Origin of the sequence: Bradyrhizobium zhanjiangense (genome assembly GCF_004114935.1) — a bacterium.
Lineage (GTDB): Bacteria > Pseudomonadota > Alphaproteobacteria > Rhizobiales > Xanthobacteraceae > Bradyrhizobium > Bradyrhizobium zhanjiangense.
In genome coordinates this window covers 7,482,728-7,498,979 of sequence record NZ_CP022221.1, presented here as the reverse complement: position 1 = coordinate 7,498,979, position 16,252 = coordinate 7,482,728, and the positions used below count along the sequence as shown (strand labels likewise).

Genomic DNA, 16,252 nt, shown 5'->3' with positions numbered 1-16,252 from the left:
GCGGTCTGGTGTCGCGTCGCTTGCGGGACCTCTCTTCCTCCTTGCAGTAGCCGTCATTCTGTCTGCGATTTCGCGGCGGGCCGTCACACATCTCGCGCGCTGGTCTGACATTTACGCTCTGGTGCTGGTTTGCTCGGCATTTGCCGGCGCGCTCGCCTTCAGCTCCATTCGCTACCGTGATTTCTCGCCGCCATTGCGGATCACCGCCTTCGCGATCGGAATGACGATCTTCGTGCAGTTGCTGTTCGATTCATTGGGGCCCTTCGCAGGGCCCCCCAACATCCTGTTCGGGTCGGGCGACAAGATTCTGTTCTTCCGCTACGGTGCGGTGCTTGCGGTTGTGGCAGGAATAGCCGCGATCTGGCGTCCTTCATTTCTGGTGCCGCTGTTCTACTTCTATCATGCATGGCGCGAAATGGTGAGCGTCGTGTCCGGCATCTTCGTGACGGAGACCGATTATCTCGGCATGCTCGACGTCGGTAACTTCGCCGTGCTTGGCGTGCTCGGCACGATCGTTCTCACCAGCGCCTGGGTGATGGATCGCGTGCCGTGGCTGCGAACTCTGTTCGCTCCCGCATATGACGTGAAGCAGCTTCGCGATCGCGCCTATGGCTTGATTTGGGCGTGCGCCGTCGGGGCGCATCTCGGCAGCTATTTCTGGTCGGGAATCGCAAAGCTGCAGGCTGGTGGCGAGAAGCCATGGACCTGGCTGTTCGCAAATCCCACGCAGACCTCGATCCTGATGGGCCTCGAGCGCGGCGACGCCCCGCTCGGCCTGTGGTCGGGCGCGTTGCAGACGATCTGGGACGCGATCGTGAGCAACCAGCTGATCTTCAACGTCTTCGTGCTGGGTGCCCAGCTCCTGTCGCCCCTGGCTGCGATCTCGACGCGCGCGCTGTCGTTCTTCTGCCTGCTGTTCGACGTCTTCCACATCGGCGTGTACTTCACGCTCGGGGCTCTTTTCTTCTTCTGGATTGCGCTCAACCTGTTCATCGTAGCCGCGGCACGCACGCTGCCGCGTGATGGGTTCACCCCGGCGATGAAGGTTGTGATGGTCGTGACCGTCATCTGTGGCCGGTTCTTCTTCTACACCAATCACCTGGGATGGCTGGACGGGCCGAAGCTGGCAAGCCCGCGGCTTTTCGTCGAGACCCGCGATGGTCGCCAAGTTCTCGCGCCTTCCACGTATTTCGGCATCTACTCGTACATGATCGGAACCGGAACCATGTACATCCCTGAGAATCATTTCCGGGCTCGCGTTGGCGGCAACAACCACGATCTTGCGACTTGGCACGACGCGACCACCTGCGGCCCGGAGATCCTTCCGCGTCAGGACACAGGCGTATCCATGGAGGCCGTGGAAAAATTGGTCCGCGAGACGGATCGCTTTTTTCGTGTCTACCCCTGGGTGAAGGACAACAACAGCTTTTATGCCTATCCGCACCACATGCTGTCCAATCCATGGCTGTATGGCGAATTCAACAAGCTGACCATGGACGATATCGTCGCCTATCACTATGTGGTGGACTCAGTATGCCTCGGCCTGGCGGAGGGCAAGCTTGTGCGCGACGTTCGGAATCGAACGGACTATCGAATTGACCCATAGTGATGACGATATCTGGGTGGTCTATGACGGCGAATGCCCGTTATGCAGCCGCTATGTTCTGCTGTACCAGTTGCGGGAGCGTGGGCAGCGCATTCACCTGATCGACGCGCGTTCGGAGCATCCGATCGTCGGCGATATCCGCGCCCGCAACCTCGATCTCAATGAAGGCATGGTGGTTCGCTGGCGTGGGCGGCACTACCATGGGGCCGATGCAATGCATCTGCTGGCAACGCTTGCCGGGGAGACGACTGTCTTCAATCGCCTTAATCGGCTGGTGTTCTCCCGGCCACGCCTCGCAAGGGCACTTTATCCGGCACTGGTGCGTGGAAGGAAGCTTCTCCTTCGGCTTCTCGGCCGCAAACTGATCGATGAGATCAATGCTCCGGAACAGCGGATACCGGTCGGTCCTTCCGACGAAAACATCAAGCACAACGACGGGGTCCGATGACGATTGGAGGAAGGCTCCAGCGCGCCTCCTGTGTACAAGAAGCGATGGGGCAGGTTATCGCGTCGCGGCCTGATAGGCCGGAGAGAGACGCATCAGGCCGCAACGGACAAGGTCGTCGGATGATTGGTAGATCAGGCTTTTCGGATAGATGAGCTCGAATGACCGATTTTGATCGAGTCGCTCCGCGTAGCGCTGATACTCGACCGATCCGAGATAGTAATTCCCTTCACGGACCGCGATTGCGACCTTATCGGTGAAGTCGTGGAGAAATTTGAAATGGAGCAGGGCGCCTGTGACATCGCCTAGCTTGCCTGGTGGGGCCATCAGGTGACCGGCGGCGATATAGCGACGGCTGGGCAACCAGCGCGCGAGCGGCACTTTAGTGAGCAGCGGTGGCTGCCAGCGCGTGATGTTAACTGCAGGCAGCAGCCGCGCCAGCCCGTATGGCTCAAGCAACTGTACAAGTGCGTCATAAAGGGCGATCTTCGGCGGCATCGGTTCGTCATAAAACAGCCTCGCTCGCGCACCGCCCACCAGGTAGTTGGTCGGAAAGCCGCGCCGACGGCGCTTCACATAGGTATCTGAATCGAAGTAGGGGCAGAACGCGACGAGGCTCTCACCGGCTTGGTAGCGCTCCGGGCCTCCGAGCCAGCGTGGATACATATCGACCATCTCCGCGGTCATGCAATCGGCGCCGGTGCTCTCCAGATATCGGCACAGCCATCGAAGATCAAAATTTTCGCAACCGGGATAGACAAAGAGTTCGTCGGCGTCGAGCGTCAGCGCCCACCGTCCTGGCGCGAATTGGTCGAGCACGGCGCTGGTCCAACGCGCGCCACCACTTGATTCTGCAAAGGGCTCCCGGATCTCGAACACGTGAACGTCCGGCTGATCGAGCAGGAATGCTCGCGTGCCGTCATCCGAACGGTCATCGATCGCGAGGAAACGTCCGACCCCGAGCCGGCGATGATGGCGCAGGAATTCGGGTAATCGCAGCATTTCGTTGCGGAGCTTGCCGACAGCCACGATCTCATCGGCGCCGAAGTCGAGGGGCCGGGTATCAATCCGGTGAATGACCGGATCGGGACGCTGCTTGGCTCGTGATCGCGCTGGCGTCAAAAGTGCGACAGCCGCTTGACCCCTTACGATCAACTTTTGTAACGCGTTCTGCGCGCCGTTGCCGCCCGCGGCTGTTCTCGCCAGCAATTCCATTTTTAATTTCCAGCCAACCGATCACATCTGCATTATCGAATAAAGACGGCGAATATAGGTGCTATGGACGGTCACTTTGTCTCAGCGGGTTGATCTAGCCTCATAAGCCCGTGGCAGGGCGCAAATGTGCGCTTCTTCTTTGCAATCGAGGAATATCGGCCGACGGCTTCGCGTCGGTTCCAAATAAATTGCGTTGCCATTCATTTCCAAACGTTCTTGAGCATACTTGATTTGTCGCTCCAGCTTGTCGCCGGTTGTGTCGTCCAAAAACATTTTGCCCGGTCGACTTTGTGCAACACAGCCATTCCGCTGAAGTTTCAAGGGGCCGAAATCAAAGTCAAAGAAGAAGCCTCCGCCAAGCGCATTCAGTTGGTGCCGGAGATCTTTCGAGCCGTTGAGCAGATTGGAGCTGCGGCAACAGCTTTCTGTAGAGCATCACGCGCGCAGGGGATCATGCCGCGTAAACGAAGCGCTCACAAGCACACCGGCAGGAATGCGGCCCTGCGGGATGATCTGCATGGCAATTAAGCAGGTGCGGAGCTTCTACAGGAGGATGTAACAATATACGGGCCATGCGACAACATCCTCGCCGGCCGCTCATGATAGGGGTCTGATTAGACTGCGATTCGCGATTCACGCATCTGCGGTGATGCCTCCGACTGCACCTGGTCGAGCACCGAGAGGTTCGCGATGAGCAGATAGATCAGCAGGCTCGCGCAATAGACCACTTGCAAAATTACCGCGCTTGCGACGAATGCTATCAAGCCCGTGGCGAAACCCTGCTCAAGACCCAAATACCACGCGGCAACCAGGATCAGCATCGTTGCGGGAATAAGGGCGTATGCGCGAAGAAAACGCCCCAGAAGAGCACCGGCCACGGCGCTTGCGATCATCAGCACAACCAAGATCTGCCCTCCTGCTCTTGCACCAGAGATGTTCTGGACGCGTGACGGGCCGTATTGTAGCCACAGAACCGCTAAAAACATACCACTTTTGCGCGGGCGTGGCCAAATCTTTGGTGCGCCTGCCGCCGTGCTGCGGGCGGGCGGTTCTGCCCTGGAACGTGCTCGGTCGTCGATCCGGTCCCCTGGATCCCGGAGTTCTCGTGCTGACATTGGTGCTTTTCGGTTCCAGGGGCTTACTTTTCCACCCCGGGTGGTCGACCTCGGCAACAGGCCGACACGCAAATGCGGCAAGAGGCTCGTGACCAAGACGCCTCGGATGAGACCGGTCCTAGCTTCCCTGCCTTTTGCGCAGGAGGAGTCCGACCAGTTCTTCGAGGCTCTGCTCAATGTCCACGGACTGCAAAGATCCGGTATCGGGCTTAGAGGACTGCGGCTCGATCAGACGCAAGCTTGCGCCGGCAGGCCCGGATTTCGATTTCACTGGCTTCGGCTCCCGAATGGATACGGGTTTAAACGACTGAGGCATGTCATAATTCACCTGCTCAGTCATTGCGGGTTGAGGTGTGGCGTATCGCGTCCTGGTGCTTTCATCGGAAGATGGTCGCCCGGTTCTGAGCGCGGGCGAAACGTAGGGCTGCAAGTGCAAGTACTCGGCGTGCCGCTTACGAGAGATCAGCTCGCGCGTGCCGTAGCCGGCCGCGAAGCCAATCGCGAGCAGAACAAATATGATGAGGAGCCCAACCATCAAACTATACGCGCCCACTCATAATTCTGCCTCAGAGTTAACCTGCTACCGTCTATATCCCGTAGTTGATAGATGCCGTAATTGACGATTTGAAGGCACGTCGTTCGCCGTGTCCGGGGAGGGCTGCGCTCGCCTGAGGATCGCTTCCGACGAGGCGTGAGGTGTTCGCGATACGAGATATTCGCTGCATTCCCCCGCGATCCGGTGACTTGCCTATTTGCTGGTTAATGCGCCTTCGGTTTGGCATCGCACGTGTCGTGAGTGATGCGACGGCCATCGATTGACAGCTCGCTCAACGTAGCGAACATCGCAAACAGGAAACCACGAATACTGAGATTGCCCCCTTGTCGTTACAATCCCCAGGTTCCACCATCATAGCCGATAGTCGCGCGCAGAAGATCGGGGCCGTCAACGGTTTTCGCGGACTCGCCATCTTGATGGTGATCCTCTTTCACTTGCTTGTTCCGTTCACATCCAGCGCGCCGGCGTTTCCCGGCGAACTTGATCCAAACGGTCTCCTGGCCATTGTCGCGAAGCACGGCTTCTTGGGCGTAAATATCTTCTTTGTGCTCTCCGGATTCGTTCTGTACCTGCCCTATCGCACAAAGAAGCGAGCCATCGATCGGCTCGCCGACTTCCCGCATTTCTATTGGCATCGCGCAGCCCGGTTGCTTCCACTTTACTATACGGTTGTCCTCGTGACGGTTGCACTCCATGCCAAGTCGCCCGCTGGATCGCACGCGTGGTACCTGGAGCTCGGCGGACTGTTATCTACGCTTTTCATTTTTGTGCCGCACGGGTTTATGCCCCCCTCCAATCCCGTATTGTGGTCCGTAGGCGTTGAGATCTGGTTCAGCCTTTTGTTTCCGATGCTGATTCTTCTGATCGCGCGCTTCGGCCTTGGAAGGCTGTTGCTGTTGAGCGTCGTCATTTGCTCAGCTTTCGTGGTGGCTGGGCATCTTATCGCGGTGGATCGGATTGGGATGTTTCGCCCGTTTGTGGGTGGAATATTTGGGTCGTGTTACCAGTTCATTTTCGGAATGTTGGTTTGCGATCTCTACGTCAAGTCCAGGGACAGTGTTTCACTCAGGAGATTTCAGTCGCGCGGCCTGCTGCCGGGACTGCTGCTGATGATTGCCGCCATATATCTCAAGGATAATGGCCCCTGGGCTGTGAGCATTCTCTACGCCACGATCTTTTGCGCCGGGTTTTCCATGGTGCTGCTGGCGGTGTTGTGCGGGGCATGGTCCGCAAATCGCTTGTTCGAGGTGTGGCCGATTCAGGTCGTCGGATGCATGTGCTACAGTATCTATGCGTGGCATTCGATCATCATGGTTGAAATGATCCCGCCCGATACGTCTCCGTTGCAAGACACGCTTCGACTTTCATTTCCGTATCTTGCAATAACAATCCTGCTAAGTGCCCTGAGCTATCGCTATATCGAATTTGGCCATCAGCGCGATTGGAGGTCGTTGTTCCTGTTACGCAACTCCAATTCCGACGAACTCGCCGGCGCTGGGGTATCCCGTCGTGCTGAGTCGAAACCGGCCGCATCGTCCTGATCATGCGGTGTCGAGCTGGCGATGGTCCACACCAAATTCTCAGTTACGTTTCAACGCTCTGTACAAGCAAGCGCCATCGATGACCGTCACGCCGCCGCTGGCGCCGCCTTGCTGCATGCGGGGTCGCGGTGTAGATGTCGCGCATGAGCGATGAAACCCACTCCATTCGAAGCGGCCGGCTCAGCGCGGCCATCAAGGCGCACGGCGCCGAGTTGTGCTCGCTCAAGGACGGAGGCGGCATCGAATTCGTCTGGCAGGCGGGGCCGGAATGGCCGCGCCACGCGCCGCTGTTGTTTCCAATCGTCGGGCGCCTCGCCAATGACGAATTGCGGCACCGGGGCAAGACGTATCGGATGACCCAGCACGGCTTTGCGCGCGACAACCGCTTTGCGTGGACGGAGCGCGGCGAGAGCCGCTGCACCCTGGTGCTCGAAGACAGCGAGGCGACGCGCGCGCTCTATCCGTTCACGTTCCGGCTCACCGTGGCCTATGCGATCGACGACACAGGCCTTGATGTGACGTTCACCATCGCCAACACCGGCCAGGAGACATTGCCGGCGTCGCTCGGCGGTCATCCCGCCTTCAACTGGCCGTTGCAATCCGGACTGGCGAAGGAGAGCTATGCGCTGACCTTTGCGAACGCGGAAGCGTCTCCCGTCCGCCGTCTTGACGGCGGCTTGCTGCGCGCGACAACGGAGCCAAGTCCGGTCAAAGATAAATCGCTGCGCTTGTCCGAAGCCTTGTTCGTGGATGACGCTGTCATCTTCGACCGCATTGAGAGCAGCTCGGTCCGCTATGCCGCCGGGCCGGGCGCATCAACCGGGCCCTGGCTGAAAATGTCCTGGAGCGGCTTTCGCGAGCTCGGCGTCTGGTCGAAGCCGTCGGGCGCGCCGTTCCTCTGTATCGAGCCCTGGCGCGGCCATGCCAGTCCCGCCGGCTTCGAGGGCGAGTTCACCGACAAGCCTGGCCTGATGCATATCGCGGCGGGAGCGGAAGAACGCTTGTCGTTCCGGATCGACATCGGATCGTCCTGAGATCTCCGTTAGACCTCGATGCGCGTGAGGTCCTCGCCGAGCACGACAGGGCCTGAGTAATCCCGCCGGACATCGTTGAGCAGTGCGTTCAGCATGGAATCGTCGGTGCGCGGTCCGTGATGGGTCAGGGCGAGCTTCTTGACACCGGCCTTGGCCGCGACCTTGCCGACCGTATCGCCGCAGGCGATCGTGAATTTCGCAAGCCGGCGCAAGTGCTCGTTGTTGATCTCTGGCGTTGCGAGGAAGCAGCACTGAACCAGCAGGTCGGCGCCCTCAGCCAGTCGCTCGAGACCGGGGCAGGGGACCGTGTCGCCGGAAATCGCAATGACCTTGCCTTCCGCCTCGAAGCGGTAGCCGAGACACATCCAGCGTTGGAGGAAGGCCCGCGGCATGTCGAGGCCATCGCCATGCGAGACGAGCTCGGCGCTGATCTTCCAGCGGCCGGTGTCGAGAACGGGGCCGGGCACGATGTCCGTTGCGACCACCGGTTTCCAGCCGCCGAAGGTCGGCTCGCCGCGATCCCGCCAGGTGATATCCTTGTCGTAGACCTGCGTGATCAGCGTATTGACCAGCCGTTCGGTATCCGGGGGACCATAGATGCGCAGCTCGTCCTTGCGGCCATGCATCCATGAATTCAGCATCACATCGTAGAGGTCGCCGATGTGGTCGAAATGGTGATGGGTGAGAAAGACCGTGTTGATGGCGCCGAGCGGCACGCCGGCCTTGCTGAGCTGCAGCACGACGCCGCGGCCGGCGTCGATCAGGATGTTCTCGTCGCCGAGCCTGATCAGCGTGGTCGTCGCCATCCGGCGTGGATCCGGGCGTGGGCCGCCGGTGCCGAGCAGTATGACCTCCATTGCGCCACCTCCAGCGTGAAGATTTTTCACAGTAGATTTGAAGACGGCAAGCCAAGCAAGCCGCATCGAGGGCGAGCGCCGGAACGGAGCAGGCCGCTCAGCGCAGGCCGGCCGCAGTGGCGGCGAGGGTCGGCCGGATGATTGATCGGTCCGCTCGAGCGGACGTCAGGCGGTGCGCCAGATCCTGCGCATGCCGCTCGACCAGATGCCAGGTCGCGCGGGCGACGAAATAGCTGAGCGCGGCGGTGACGGCATAGGCGATGAGCAACGAGACCGGTCCGTCCGCGAGCGGCCAGATCTGGCTCAGGCCACAGATCACCGCGAAGTGCGACAGATACATCGAATAGGAATTGCGGCCGAGCGTCTCGAGCGGCCGCCAGCGGATCTCGAGACGGATGCAGCCGGCGACCAGCGCACCAAGCACGAGATTGATCATCAGATAGTTGAATTCATGCGAGCCGGTGGCGCGGTCGGCGATGAAGGACACTGCGATGAAGACGGCGAAGACCGCGGCATCCGACTTCGTAAAGCCGTCGCGCAGCGAGAAGAACAGCGCGCAGCCGACGAGGAAAACCGGAAGCTGGTTGAGGAAGCTGATGTGCAGCGTGGTCCAGACGAAGGCTTCGTTGCCCGATCCGTAATAGGCCGAGAACAGCGCGAAGGCCCACGGCTTAAAGAGGCAGACATTGACGAGATGCAGCACGATCGCGAGCGCGAGATAGAGATGACGGCGTGCTCCGAACGCGGTGATCAGAAGCGGAAAGACCAGATAGAACGTCATCTCCGCGGCGATCGACCAATCGCCCGGCACGACGCTGTTGACGCTGTCCGGCCAGAAGCCGTGCAGGAACGTCGCGGTCAGGATCACCTGAAGCGGTCCGATGCCGTTGGGAGCGTTGGCGCTCGGCCCGGTGCCGTTGACGAGCAGGTAGACCGGGATCGCGAGCCAGAACAGCGGCGCGATGCGCAGGAAACGGCGGATGTAGAACTTGCGCGCCGGATTCGTTTCGGTGCGCTGCGTCCACATCAGGCACATCGTCATGGCGCTGACGAAGTAGAACACGTTGACGCCGGTCCAGCCGCACATGAAGGCGAAGTCGACGGCGCCGATGTGCGACGGGAACGACTGTGAGACGTGGATCGCCATCACGCCGGCAATGGCAAGACCGCGCAGCAAGTCGAGCGTGTGCGAACGGCCGAAGGACGTTGTGCCTTCTTTGGTTCGACCGGTTGCCAAGCGGGCCTGCCCCTGCATCACGCCTTCTCCGTGGTCTGGTATCTGCGAGCGGGGACCATAGAGGCGGAGCCGGCGTTTTCGAAGCCGAAGGCGTCCTTTACGTTAACGGCGGACGTGCGGAGCCGGATGTGCCGAATTGGCGGTGTCGCACCGGCAGCGGCACGCCCGTGATCGCGACCGTCACCGGAGTCGGCTACAAGCTCGCGCTCAGGGAGCGGCTCTAGCGGCAGATCGGGGCATCGCCGTCAACGCGATGCAACGCGCTTCCATCTTGCTTCGATGCGAGCCTTGATTTGGCTGATCCGGGCCTCGTGGGCGGCCCAATAGGCGCGGCTGGCGGCGGCCGTGCCCTGACGGTATCGGGCATAGACGGCTTTGGGCTGCGTCGACATCTTCGGTGCACTTGCCAGTTTTGCCGGCGCCGCAGGAGCCGCGGGAATGGCCGGGGGCGCGGGAGCCGGAACGGCCGCGGCTTCGACGTTCAGCGATGCCGAGTTCATCGCGAGAAGCCGGTTACGAGCCCGGTTGCAATAGACTTGTGACCGCGGGGTCATCGTCTCCTCGCCATGACCCGCCCGATATTTCATCAGCGCACGGCAGAGATCCCCGCCGGCCAGACGCCAGGCCTGGCTGAGATAAATCACCCCGTAATGGATGTTGATGTCCGGCTCTGCCAGTTCGGCATTGCTCCCCCGGAATCCCAGCATCGCTGCGGTCTCGGGCCGCACCTGCATCAGCCCGATCTCGCCGACGCTGCCGATCACGGCCGGATTGTAGCCGCTCTCGACGAAGACCACCGCTTCGGCGATGTCGGCGGGCAAATGGGTGTTTGCGATCTCTCTCTCGATGATTTTCCGGATCGCGGCGCGGGATGCCGGCGTTTCTCCGGCGCCGAACTCGGTCCCGCCGTCGGGCAGCGCCGCCGTCGGGCGCGGCTCGTCCGGACCGCCGTCCTTGGCCTGCGCGCAGATCGGAGCCGACAAAAGCAGAGCGACCGCCACGCGTCCCCACGTCGCGCCAAGATTGAAGCGTGTCCGATCCCACAGCATGGGTCTGTGATAGAGCTTTGGAGTTAACAAACCGGCCTTGCGGCGCGGCAGCGGGGACGCATCAACCATAGCATGATCCCGCAATTTGCATTGTGGTGCCTGCCTCTTTCAAGGCGGCCCCAAGGAAGTAAACGCCATGTGCGGCCGTCAGGAATGCCTTTGGATGCGCCCGGCCCGCGGCGCTAGCGCTGGCTGGATGCCGCGGAGCGGTCTGCAGCGTCGCTGTGGAGCTCCCGTTCGAACTGCTGCTTCACCTTGGCGAGGTCATGATCCACGGCCGCGTTGCGCAGCATCGGGTTGAGTTCGACGTCGGTTCGCCCGACATTTGCCGGAGACGATAGCGTCAAGGAACTGGCGAGCAGCAGGGTCGTTGCGAAAATGGTCATGTCACTATTCATGGGCCCAAATGCGGCCATTTGTTGCCGGTGTCGGCCAGTGGCTTTTGAGTTGGCGCGTGCAAGCCCGATGCTATGGTGCAGCAGGCCTCAATTTGACAAGGACGAGGTGTTTCAGTGGCTGATGTTCATCCCGCGGCGGGCAAGCAGGCCTCGCCGGACGCGCTCACCAATATTCCGCGGCTGGTGACGGAATATTTCGCCGGCAAGCCTGATGCGGCCGACCCCGCGCAACGGGTTGCGTTCGGCACCTCGGGTCACCGCGGCACCTCGTTCAAGAACACCTTCAACGAGGGCCACATCCTCGCGACCACGCAGGCGATTTGTGACTACAGAAGAGAAAAGGGGCTGACTGGCCCGCTCTTCATCGGCATCGATACCCATGCACTGGCCGAGCCCGCGCTGGTCAGCGCCGTCGAGGTGTTCGCGGCCAACGGTGTCGACGTCATGATCGACAAGGACGGCGGCTACACGCCAACGCCGGTGATCTCACACGCGATCCTGACCTACAACAAGGGCCGCAGCTCGGGCCTCGCCGATGGCGTCGTGATCACGCCCTCGCACAATCCCCCCGAAGATGGCGGCTATAAATACAATCCGCCGCATGGCGGCCCCGCCGACACCGATGTCACCGGCGTGGTCGAAAAGCGCGCCAATGCTTATCTCGCCGACGCCCTCAAGGGCGTGAAGCGCATCGACTATGCCAAGGCGAAGAAATCCGCGAATGTCCACGCCTATGATTTCATCACGCCTTACGTCGCCGATCTCGGCAATGTCGTCGATCTCGACCTGGTCAGATCCGCCGGCGTCACGATCGGCATCGATCCGCTCGGCGGTGCCGCCGTGCATTACTGGCATCCGATCATCGAGCGCTACGGCCTCAAGGCCACCGTCGTGAACGAGGCGATCGATCCGACCTTCCGCTTCATGACGGTCGACTGGGACGGCAAGATCCGCATGGACTGCTCCTCGCCCTACGCGATGGCGAGCCTGATCGGGATGCGTGACCGCTTCGACGTCGCCTTTGCCAACGACACCGATGCCGATCGCCACGGCATCGTGACGCGCACCGGCGGCCTGATGAATCCGAACCATTATCTTGCGACCGCGATCTCCTATCTGTTCGCGCACCGGCCGGACTGGGGCAAGGATGCCGCGATCGGCAAGACCGTGGTGTCGAGCTCGATCATCGACCGCGTTGCGAAAAAGCTCGGCCGCAAGCTGGTCGAGACGCCAGTCGGTTTCAAATGGTTCGTCGACGGCCTCCTCACGGGCTCCTTCGGCTTTGGCGGCGAGGAGAGTGCAGGGGCCTCGTTCCTGCGCCGCGACGGCACGGTATGGACCACCGACAAGGACGGCGTCATCCTCGGCCTGCTCGCAGCCGAGATCATGGCCAAGACCGGCCGCGATCCCAGCCAGCTCTTCAATGACCTCACCGCCGAGTTCGGCGTGCCCCATTACGCGCGCATCGACGTCGCCGCCACCGGGCCGCAGAAGACCATTTTGAAGTCCGTCACACCCGAGCAGCTCGGCCTGAAGGATCTCGCCGGCGATCCCGTCCGCGCCACGCTGAGCAAGGCGCCCGGCAACGGCGAGCCTTTTGGCGGCATCAAGGTCGAGACCGATTTCGGCTGGTTCGCGGCCAGGCCGTCGGGGACGGAGGACGTCTACAAGATCTACGCGGAAAGCTTCCGCAGCGCCGAGCACCTGACGCGCATTCAGGAAGAAGCCAAGGCCGGCTTGGCGAAGGTGTTCGGGGCGTAGGGCGCGGGGCCGGCGCCGCAGGGGCCCCTCCAGCGGAGCGGTCGCCGTATCCTCCGGTGTCATCGCTCGCGCAGGCGGGCGATCCAGTACGCCGCGGCAGGAGTTGTGTGAACCCAATGTCCGCCGCGGAGCACTGGATTCCCGCCTTCGCGGGGAATGACGGGTGCGCTGTATACAATAACGACGATTTAGGTACTTTAATACTTCATGATCGGGCTTGATTGATCCCGCATCGCTGATACTGTATACATAACGTATGCATAAGCCCGTGGGAGCGAGACCGATGACAAAACCCTTCCCCATGAACGCCTGGTACGCCGCCGCCTGGGATGCCGAGGTGAAGCCGGCGCTGTTGCCGCGGACGATCTGCGGCAAGCACATCGTGATGTACCGCAAGGCCGACGGCTCGGTCGCCGCGCTGGAGGATGCCTGCTGGCATCGCCTGGTGCCGCTGTCCAAGGGCCGGCTCGAAGGCGACACCGTCGTCTGCGGCTATCACGGCCTGAAGTACAACGCGCAAGGGCGCTGCACCTTCATGCCCTCGCAGGAGACCATCAATCCGTCCGCCTGCGTCCGTGCCTATCCCGTGGTCGAGCGGCACCGCTACATCTGGCTCTGGATGGGCGATCCCGCGCAGGCCGATCCCGCGCTCGTTCCGGACATGCACTGGAATCAGGATCCGGCCTGGGCCGGCGACGGCAAGACCATCCACGTCAAATGCGACTATCGCCTGGTGCTCGATAATCTCATGGATCTCACCCACGAGACCTTCGTGCATGGCTCTTCGATCGGCAACGATGCGGTGGCCGAGGCGCCGTTCGACGTCACCCATGGCGAGAAGACGGTGACGGTGACGCGCTGGATGCGCGGCATCGAGCCGCCGCCGTTCTGGGCCAAGCAGCTCGGCAAGCCCGGTCTCGTCGATCGCTGGCAGATCATCCGTTTCGAGGCCCCGTGCACCATCGCCATCGACGTCGGCGTGGCGCCGACCGGCACCGGCGCGCCGGAAGGCGACCGCTCGCAGAGCGTCAACGGCTTCGTGCTCAACACCATCACGCCGGAGACCGAGAAGACCTGCCATTATTTCTGGGCGTTCGTGCGCAACTATCGCCTCGGCGAGCAGCGCATCACCACCGAGATCCGCGAGGGCGTCTCCGGCATCTTCCGCGAGGACGAGCTGATTCTCGAAGCGCAGCAGCGCGCGATGGACGAGAACCCGGATCGCATCTTCTACAACCTCAACATCGACGCCGGCGCGATGTGGTCGCGCAAGCTGATCGATCGCATGGTGGCGAAGGAAAACGCGCCGACACACCTCCAGGCCGCGGAGTAGCAGGTCATGGCCGAGCGTGAAGTCGATCGCTCTATCTCGCAGACCGTGAAGGCGCAGCTCGCGCTGCGCGATCAGATCCTGTCGGGCTCGTTGCGTCCGGGCGAGCGCATCTCCGAGCTCCAGGCGGTGGAGACGACAGGCGTCTCGCGCACCCCGGTGCGCATGGCCCTGGTGCGGCTGGAGGAGGAGGGCCTGTTGGAAGCGATCCCCTCCGGCGGCTTCATGGTGAAGGCGTTCTCGGAGCGCGACATCTCCGACTCCATCGAGCTGCGCGGCACGCTGGAAGGCCTCGCCGCACGGTTCGCTGCCGAGCGCGGCGTCTCCGCGCGCGAACTCGAGCCGCTCAAGGAGTGCCTCGCCGCGATCGACGAATTGCTGCGCCAGGTGCCGATCTCGGTCGACGCATTTTCGTCTTACGTCACGCTGAACGCACGCTTCCACGCCCTGCTCACGGAATTGTCGCGCAGCCCGCCCTTGATCCGGCAGATCGACCGCGCCTCGGCGCTACCGTTCGCCTCGCCGAGCGGCTTCGTGATGGCGCAGTCGGCGCTGCCGGAGGCCCAACAGATCCTGATGATCGGGCAGGAGCATCATCGCGTCGTGATCGACGCCATCGAGAACCGCGAAGGCGCGCGCGCCGAGGCCGTCATGCGCGAGCATGCGCGGCTCGCGGTGCGAAACCTGCGGCTCGCGCTGCGCAACCGCACCCATCTCGACCTCTTGCCGGCGCTCGCGCTGATCAAGACCGCAAACGATTGAGGCAATCACCATGCGCTTCATCGAAAACTGGATTCCAGCAACGCTCGTCTCAACCCGCGATCTCGCACCTGGCATCCGCGAATTCCTGATCCGGCCCGATCAGTTCGACGCCGCCGCCTATCCGGTCGGCAGCCACATCAATGTCAGCGTCAGCATCGACGGCCAGCCGGAGACGCGGTCCTATTCGCTGGTCGGCGAAGCTTCGTCCCACGGCTTCAAGATCGCGGTGCGCCGCGCCGAGGATTCCCGCGGCGGCTCGCGCTACATGTGGCAATTAGCGCCAGGCGCGCGGCTCGACATCACGCAGCCCGCCTCGTTGCTTGCGGTGGACTGGGCGCGCGAAAATTATTGCCTGATCGCCGGCGGCATCGGCATCACGCCGATCCTCGGCGCCGCGCAGGCGCTGGCCCGCCGCGGCGCTGACGTCACGCTGCACTATGCCGTGCGTTCGCGCAGCGAAGCCGCCTATCTCGACGATCTCGCTACGCTGCTCGGCGATCGCCTGGTCGTTCATGCCAGCGACGAAGGCAAGCGCCTCGATCTCGACGCCCTGTTCGCCTCGCTTCCTCAAGGCACGCTCGCGCTGTTCTGCGGCCCGATGCGCATGCTCGATGCCGCGCGCCACGCCTGGATCGGGGCCGGCCATCCGCTTCCCGATCTTCGCTACGAGACGTTCGGCTCCAGCGGCACGCTGCCGACCGAGACGTTCCGGGTGCGTCTGAAAGACTCAAATGTCGAGCTCGAGATTCCGCGCGAGCGCTCGATGCTGGATGTGCTCAATGCTAGCGGCCACGACGTGATGTACGACTGCAAGCGCGGCGAGTGCGGCCTCTGCGCCATCGACGTGGTCGCGGTCGACGGCGAGATCGACCATCGCGACGTCTTCTTCAGCGACCATCAGAAGCAAAGCAACCAGAAGATCTGTGCCTGCGTCTCCCGCGCGAGGGGCACGATCACAGTGGATACGCTGCTGCGCGCGGATGCGGTCTAACCGAGCCCGGAATTCCGTGAGGATAAATGGACGGCGCCGCGGCCTCCACCTCTCCCGCTTGCGGGAGAGGTCGGCGCGAAGCGCCGGGTGAGCGTTCTCTCCTCTTGGAGAGTCCCTCCGTGGAGAGACCCTCTCCCCAGCCCTCTCCCGCAAGCGGGGGGCTATCGCGTATGCATTTCGCGGGGACCACCCGCGAGTTTGCTCCGCCTCTCCCGCTTGCGGGAGAGGCCGACGCGTCCCGGGCGATGCGAAGCATCGTCCCGAGCGCGGCGGGTGAGGGCTCTCACCGCACTGGGATCGCCTCCGCAATTCTCGACAATCCCGACGCGGAGGCACCCCCACCCCAGCCCTCCCC

At 62.1% G+C, this 16,252-nt stretch carries 16 protein-coding genes; 9 read left to right on the top strand and 7 right to left on the bottom strand.

Annotation, left to right across the window (positions count from 1 at the left end; translation table 11 throughout):
- Positions 1-121 precede the first annotated feature (121 nt).
- Positions 122-1,606: a hypothetical protein gene (locus XH85_RS36025; protein ID WP_128935695.1), complete on the top strand. Its 1,485-nt coding sequence runs from the start codon at positions 122-124 to the stop codon at positions 1,604-1,606.
- Positions 1,560-2,054 (top strand): thiol-disulfide oxidoreductase DCC family protein, encoded by a 495-nt coding sequence (locus tag XH85_RS36020; protein WP_206732720.1) that lies wholly within the window; start codon positions 1,560-1,562, stop codon positions 2,052-2,054. The genes XH85_RS36025 and XH85_RS36020 overlap by 47 nt, the downstream gene beginning before the upstream one ends.
- Before the next feature lie 54 nt (positions 2,055-2,108).
- Here XH85_RS36020 and XH85_RS36015 read toward each other — a convergent pair whose 3' ends face one another.
- The gene (locus XH85_RS36015; protein WP_128935693.1) at positions 2,109-3,266 is read right to left on the bottom strand and encodes a glycosyltransferase family 2 protein; all 1,158 of its coding nucleotides are present in this window, start codon (positions 3,264-3,266) and stop codon (positions 2,109-2,111) included.
- 126 nt (positions 3,267-3,392) lie between these two features.
- On the opposite strand from XH85_RS36015, the gene XH85_RS36010 reads away from it, so the two are divergent.
- Positions 3,393-3,794, top strand: coding sequence for a hypothetical protein (locus tag XH85_RS36010; protein WP_128935692.1), 402 nt, complete (start codon positions 3,393-3,395; stop codon positions 3,792-3,794).
- Positions 3,795-3,880: 86 nt separating this feature from the next.
- On the opposite strand, the gene XH85_RS36005 is transcribed toward XH85_RS36010, so the two are convergent.
- Both XH85_RS36005 and XH85_RS36000 read right to left on the bottom strand, forming a co-directional pair.
- The gene (locus XH85_RS36005; RefSeq protein ID WP_128935691.1) at positions 3,881-4,171 is read right to left on the bottom strand and encodes a hypothetical protein; all 291 of its coding nucleotides are present in this window, start codon (positions 4,169-4,171) and stop codon (positions 3,881-3,883) included.
- Between the two features lie 328 nt (positions 4,172-4,499).
- Positions 4,500-4,916, bottom strand: coding sequence for a hypothetical protein (locus XH85_RS36000; RefSeq protein WP_128935690.1), 417 nt, complete (start codon positions 4,914-4,916; stop codon positions 4,500-4,502).
- 344 nt (positions 4,917-5,260) lie between these two features.
- Here XH85_RS36000 and XH85_RS35995 point away from each other — a divergent pair, with 344 nt between their 5' ends.
- Entirely contained in the window at positions 5,261-6,478 is a 1,218-nt protein-coding gene (locus XH85_RS35995; RefSeq protein WP_128935689.1) for an acyltransferase family protein, read from the top strand.
- A gap of 143 nt (positions 6,479-6,621) precedes the next feature.
- Positions 6,622-7,512 carry an aldose 1-epimerase family protein gene (locus tag XH85_RS35990; RefSeq protein ID WP_128935688.1) on the top strand — a complete coding sequence of 297 codons (891 nt, stop codon included), beginning with the start codon at positions 6,622-6,624 and terminating at the stop codon, positions 7,510-7,512.
- An 8-nt stretch (positions 7,513-7,520) separates the two neighbouring features.
- Here XH85_RS35990 and XH85_RS35985 read toward each other — a convergent pair whose 3' ends face one another.
- From XH85_RS35985 to XH85_RS35970, 4 genes are all read right to left on the bottom strand, one after another.
- Positions 7,521-8,369: an MBL fold metallo-hydrolase gene (locus XH85_RS35985; RefSeq protein ID WP_128935687.1), complete on the bottom strand. Its 849-nt coding sequence runs from the start codon at positions 8,367-8,369 to the stop codon at positions 7,521-7,523.
- A gap of 97 nt (positions 8,370-8,466) precedes the next feature.
- Positions 8,467-9,624, bottom strand: coding sequence for an acyltransferase family protein (locus XH85_RS35980; protein WP_128935686.1), 1,158 nt, complete (start codon positions 9,622-9,624; stop codon positions 8,467-8,469).
- Between the two features lie 227 nt (positions 9,625-9,851).
- Positions 9,852-10,655 carry a transglycosylase SLT domain-containing protein gene (locus XH85_RS35975; protein ID WP_128937547.1) on the bottom strand — a complete coding sequence of 268 codons (804 nt, stop codon included), beginning with the start codon at positions 10,653-10,655 and terminating at the stop codon, positions 9,852-9,854.
- A gap of 182 nt (positions 10,656-10,837) precedes the next feature.
- Positions 10,838-11,041 (bottom strand): hypothetical protein, encoded by a 204-nt coding sequence (locus XH85_RS35970; protein WP_128935685.1) that lies wholly within the window; start codon positions 11,039-11,041, stop codon positions 10,838-10,840.
- A 126-nt stretch (positions 11,042-11,167) separates the two neighbouring features.
- Between XH85_RS35970 and pgm the strand changes: the two genes are divergently transcribed.
- The 4 genes from pgm to XH85_RS35950 all read left to right on the top strand — a co-directional run bounded on the left by pgm (position 11,168) and on the right by XH85_RS35950 (position 15,897).
- Complete coding sequence (gene pgm, locus XH85_RS35965) at positions 11,168-12,814, top strand: phosphoglucomutase (alpha-D-glucose-1,6-bisphosphate-dependent) (RefSeq protein WP_128935684.1); 1,647 nt, start codon at positions 11,168-11,170, stop codon at positions 12,812-12,814.
- 283 nt (positions 12,815-13,097) lie between these two features.
- A complete protein-coding gene (locus XH85_RS35960; protein WP_128935683.1) occupies positions 13,098-14,147 on the top strand; it encodes an aromatic ring-hydroxylating dioxygenase subunit alpha in 1,050 nt (349 codons plus the stop codon).
- Positions 14,148-14,153: 6 nt separating this feature from the next.
- Positions 14,154-14,906, top strand: a complete 753-nt coding sequence (locus XH85_RS35955; RefSeq protein WP_128935682.1) for a GntR family transcriptional regulator — start codon at positions 14,154-14,156, stop codon at positions 14,904-14,906.
- A 10-nt stretch (positions 14,907-14,916) separates the two neighbouring features.
- Positions 14,917-15,897: a PDR/VanB family oxidoreductase gene (locus tag XH85_RS35950; RefSeq protein ID WP_128935681.1), complete on the top strand. Its 981-nt coding sequence runs from the start codon at positions 14,917-14,919 to the stop codon at positions 15,895-15,897.
- Positions 15,898-16,252 lie beyond the last annotated feature (355 nt).

What these genes read in the sequence shown, in the direction of transcription:
- XH85_RS35985 (WP_128935687.1), bottom strand. Translation starts at nt 8,369, where the DNA reads ATGGAGGTCATACTGCTCGGCACCGGCGGCCCACGCCCGGATCCACGC.
- XH85_RS36000 (WP_128935690.1), bottom strand. Translation starts at nt 4,916, where the DNA reads ATGGTTGGGCTCCTCATCATATTTGTTCTGCTCGCGATTGGCTTCGCG.
- XH85_RS35970 (WP_128935685.1), bottom strand. Translation starts at nt 11,041, where the DNA reads ATGACCATTTTCGCAACGACCCTGCTGCTCGCCAGTTCCTTGACGCTA.
- XH85_RS35990 (WP_128935688.1), top strand. Translation starts at nt 6,622, where the DNA reads ATGAGCGATGAAACCCACTCCATTCGAAGCGGCCGGCTCAGCGCGGCC.
- XH85_RS35975 (WP_128937547.1), bottom strand. Translation starts at nt 10,655, where the DNA reads ATGCTGTGGGATCGGACACGCTTCAATCTTGGCGCGACGTGGGGACGC.
- XH85_RS35980 (WP_128935686.1), bottom strand. Translation starts at nt 9,624, where the DNA reads ATGCAGGGGCAGGCCCGCTTGGCAACCGGTCGAACCAAAGAAGGCACA.
- XH85_RS35960 (WP_128935683.1), top strand. Translation starts at nt 13,098, where the DNA reads ATGACAAAACCCTTCCCCATGAACGCCTGGTACGCCGCCGCCTGGGAT.
- XH85_RS36015 (WP_128935693.1), bottom strand. Translation starts at nt 3,266, where the DNA reads ATGGAATTGCTGGCGAGAACAGCCGCGGGCGGCAACGGCGCGCAGAAC.
- XH85_RS35950 (WP_128935681.1), top strand. Translation starts at nt 14,917, where the DNA reads ATGCGCTTCATCGAAAACTGGATTCCAGCAACGCTCGTCTCAACCCGC.
- XH85_RS35955 (WP_128935682.1), top strand. Translation starts at nt 14,154, where the DNA reads ATGGCCGAGCGTGAAGTCGATCGCTCTATCTCGCAGACCGTGAAGGCG.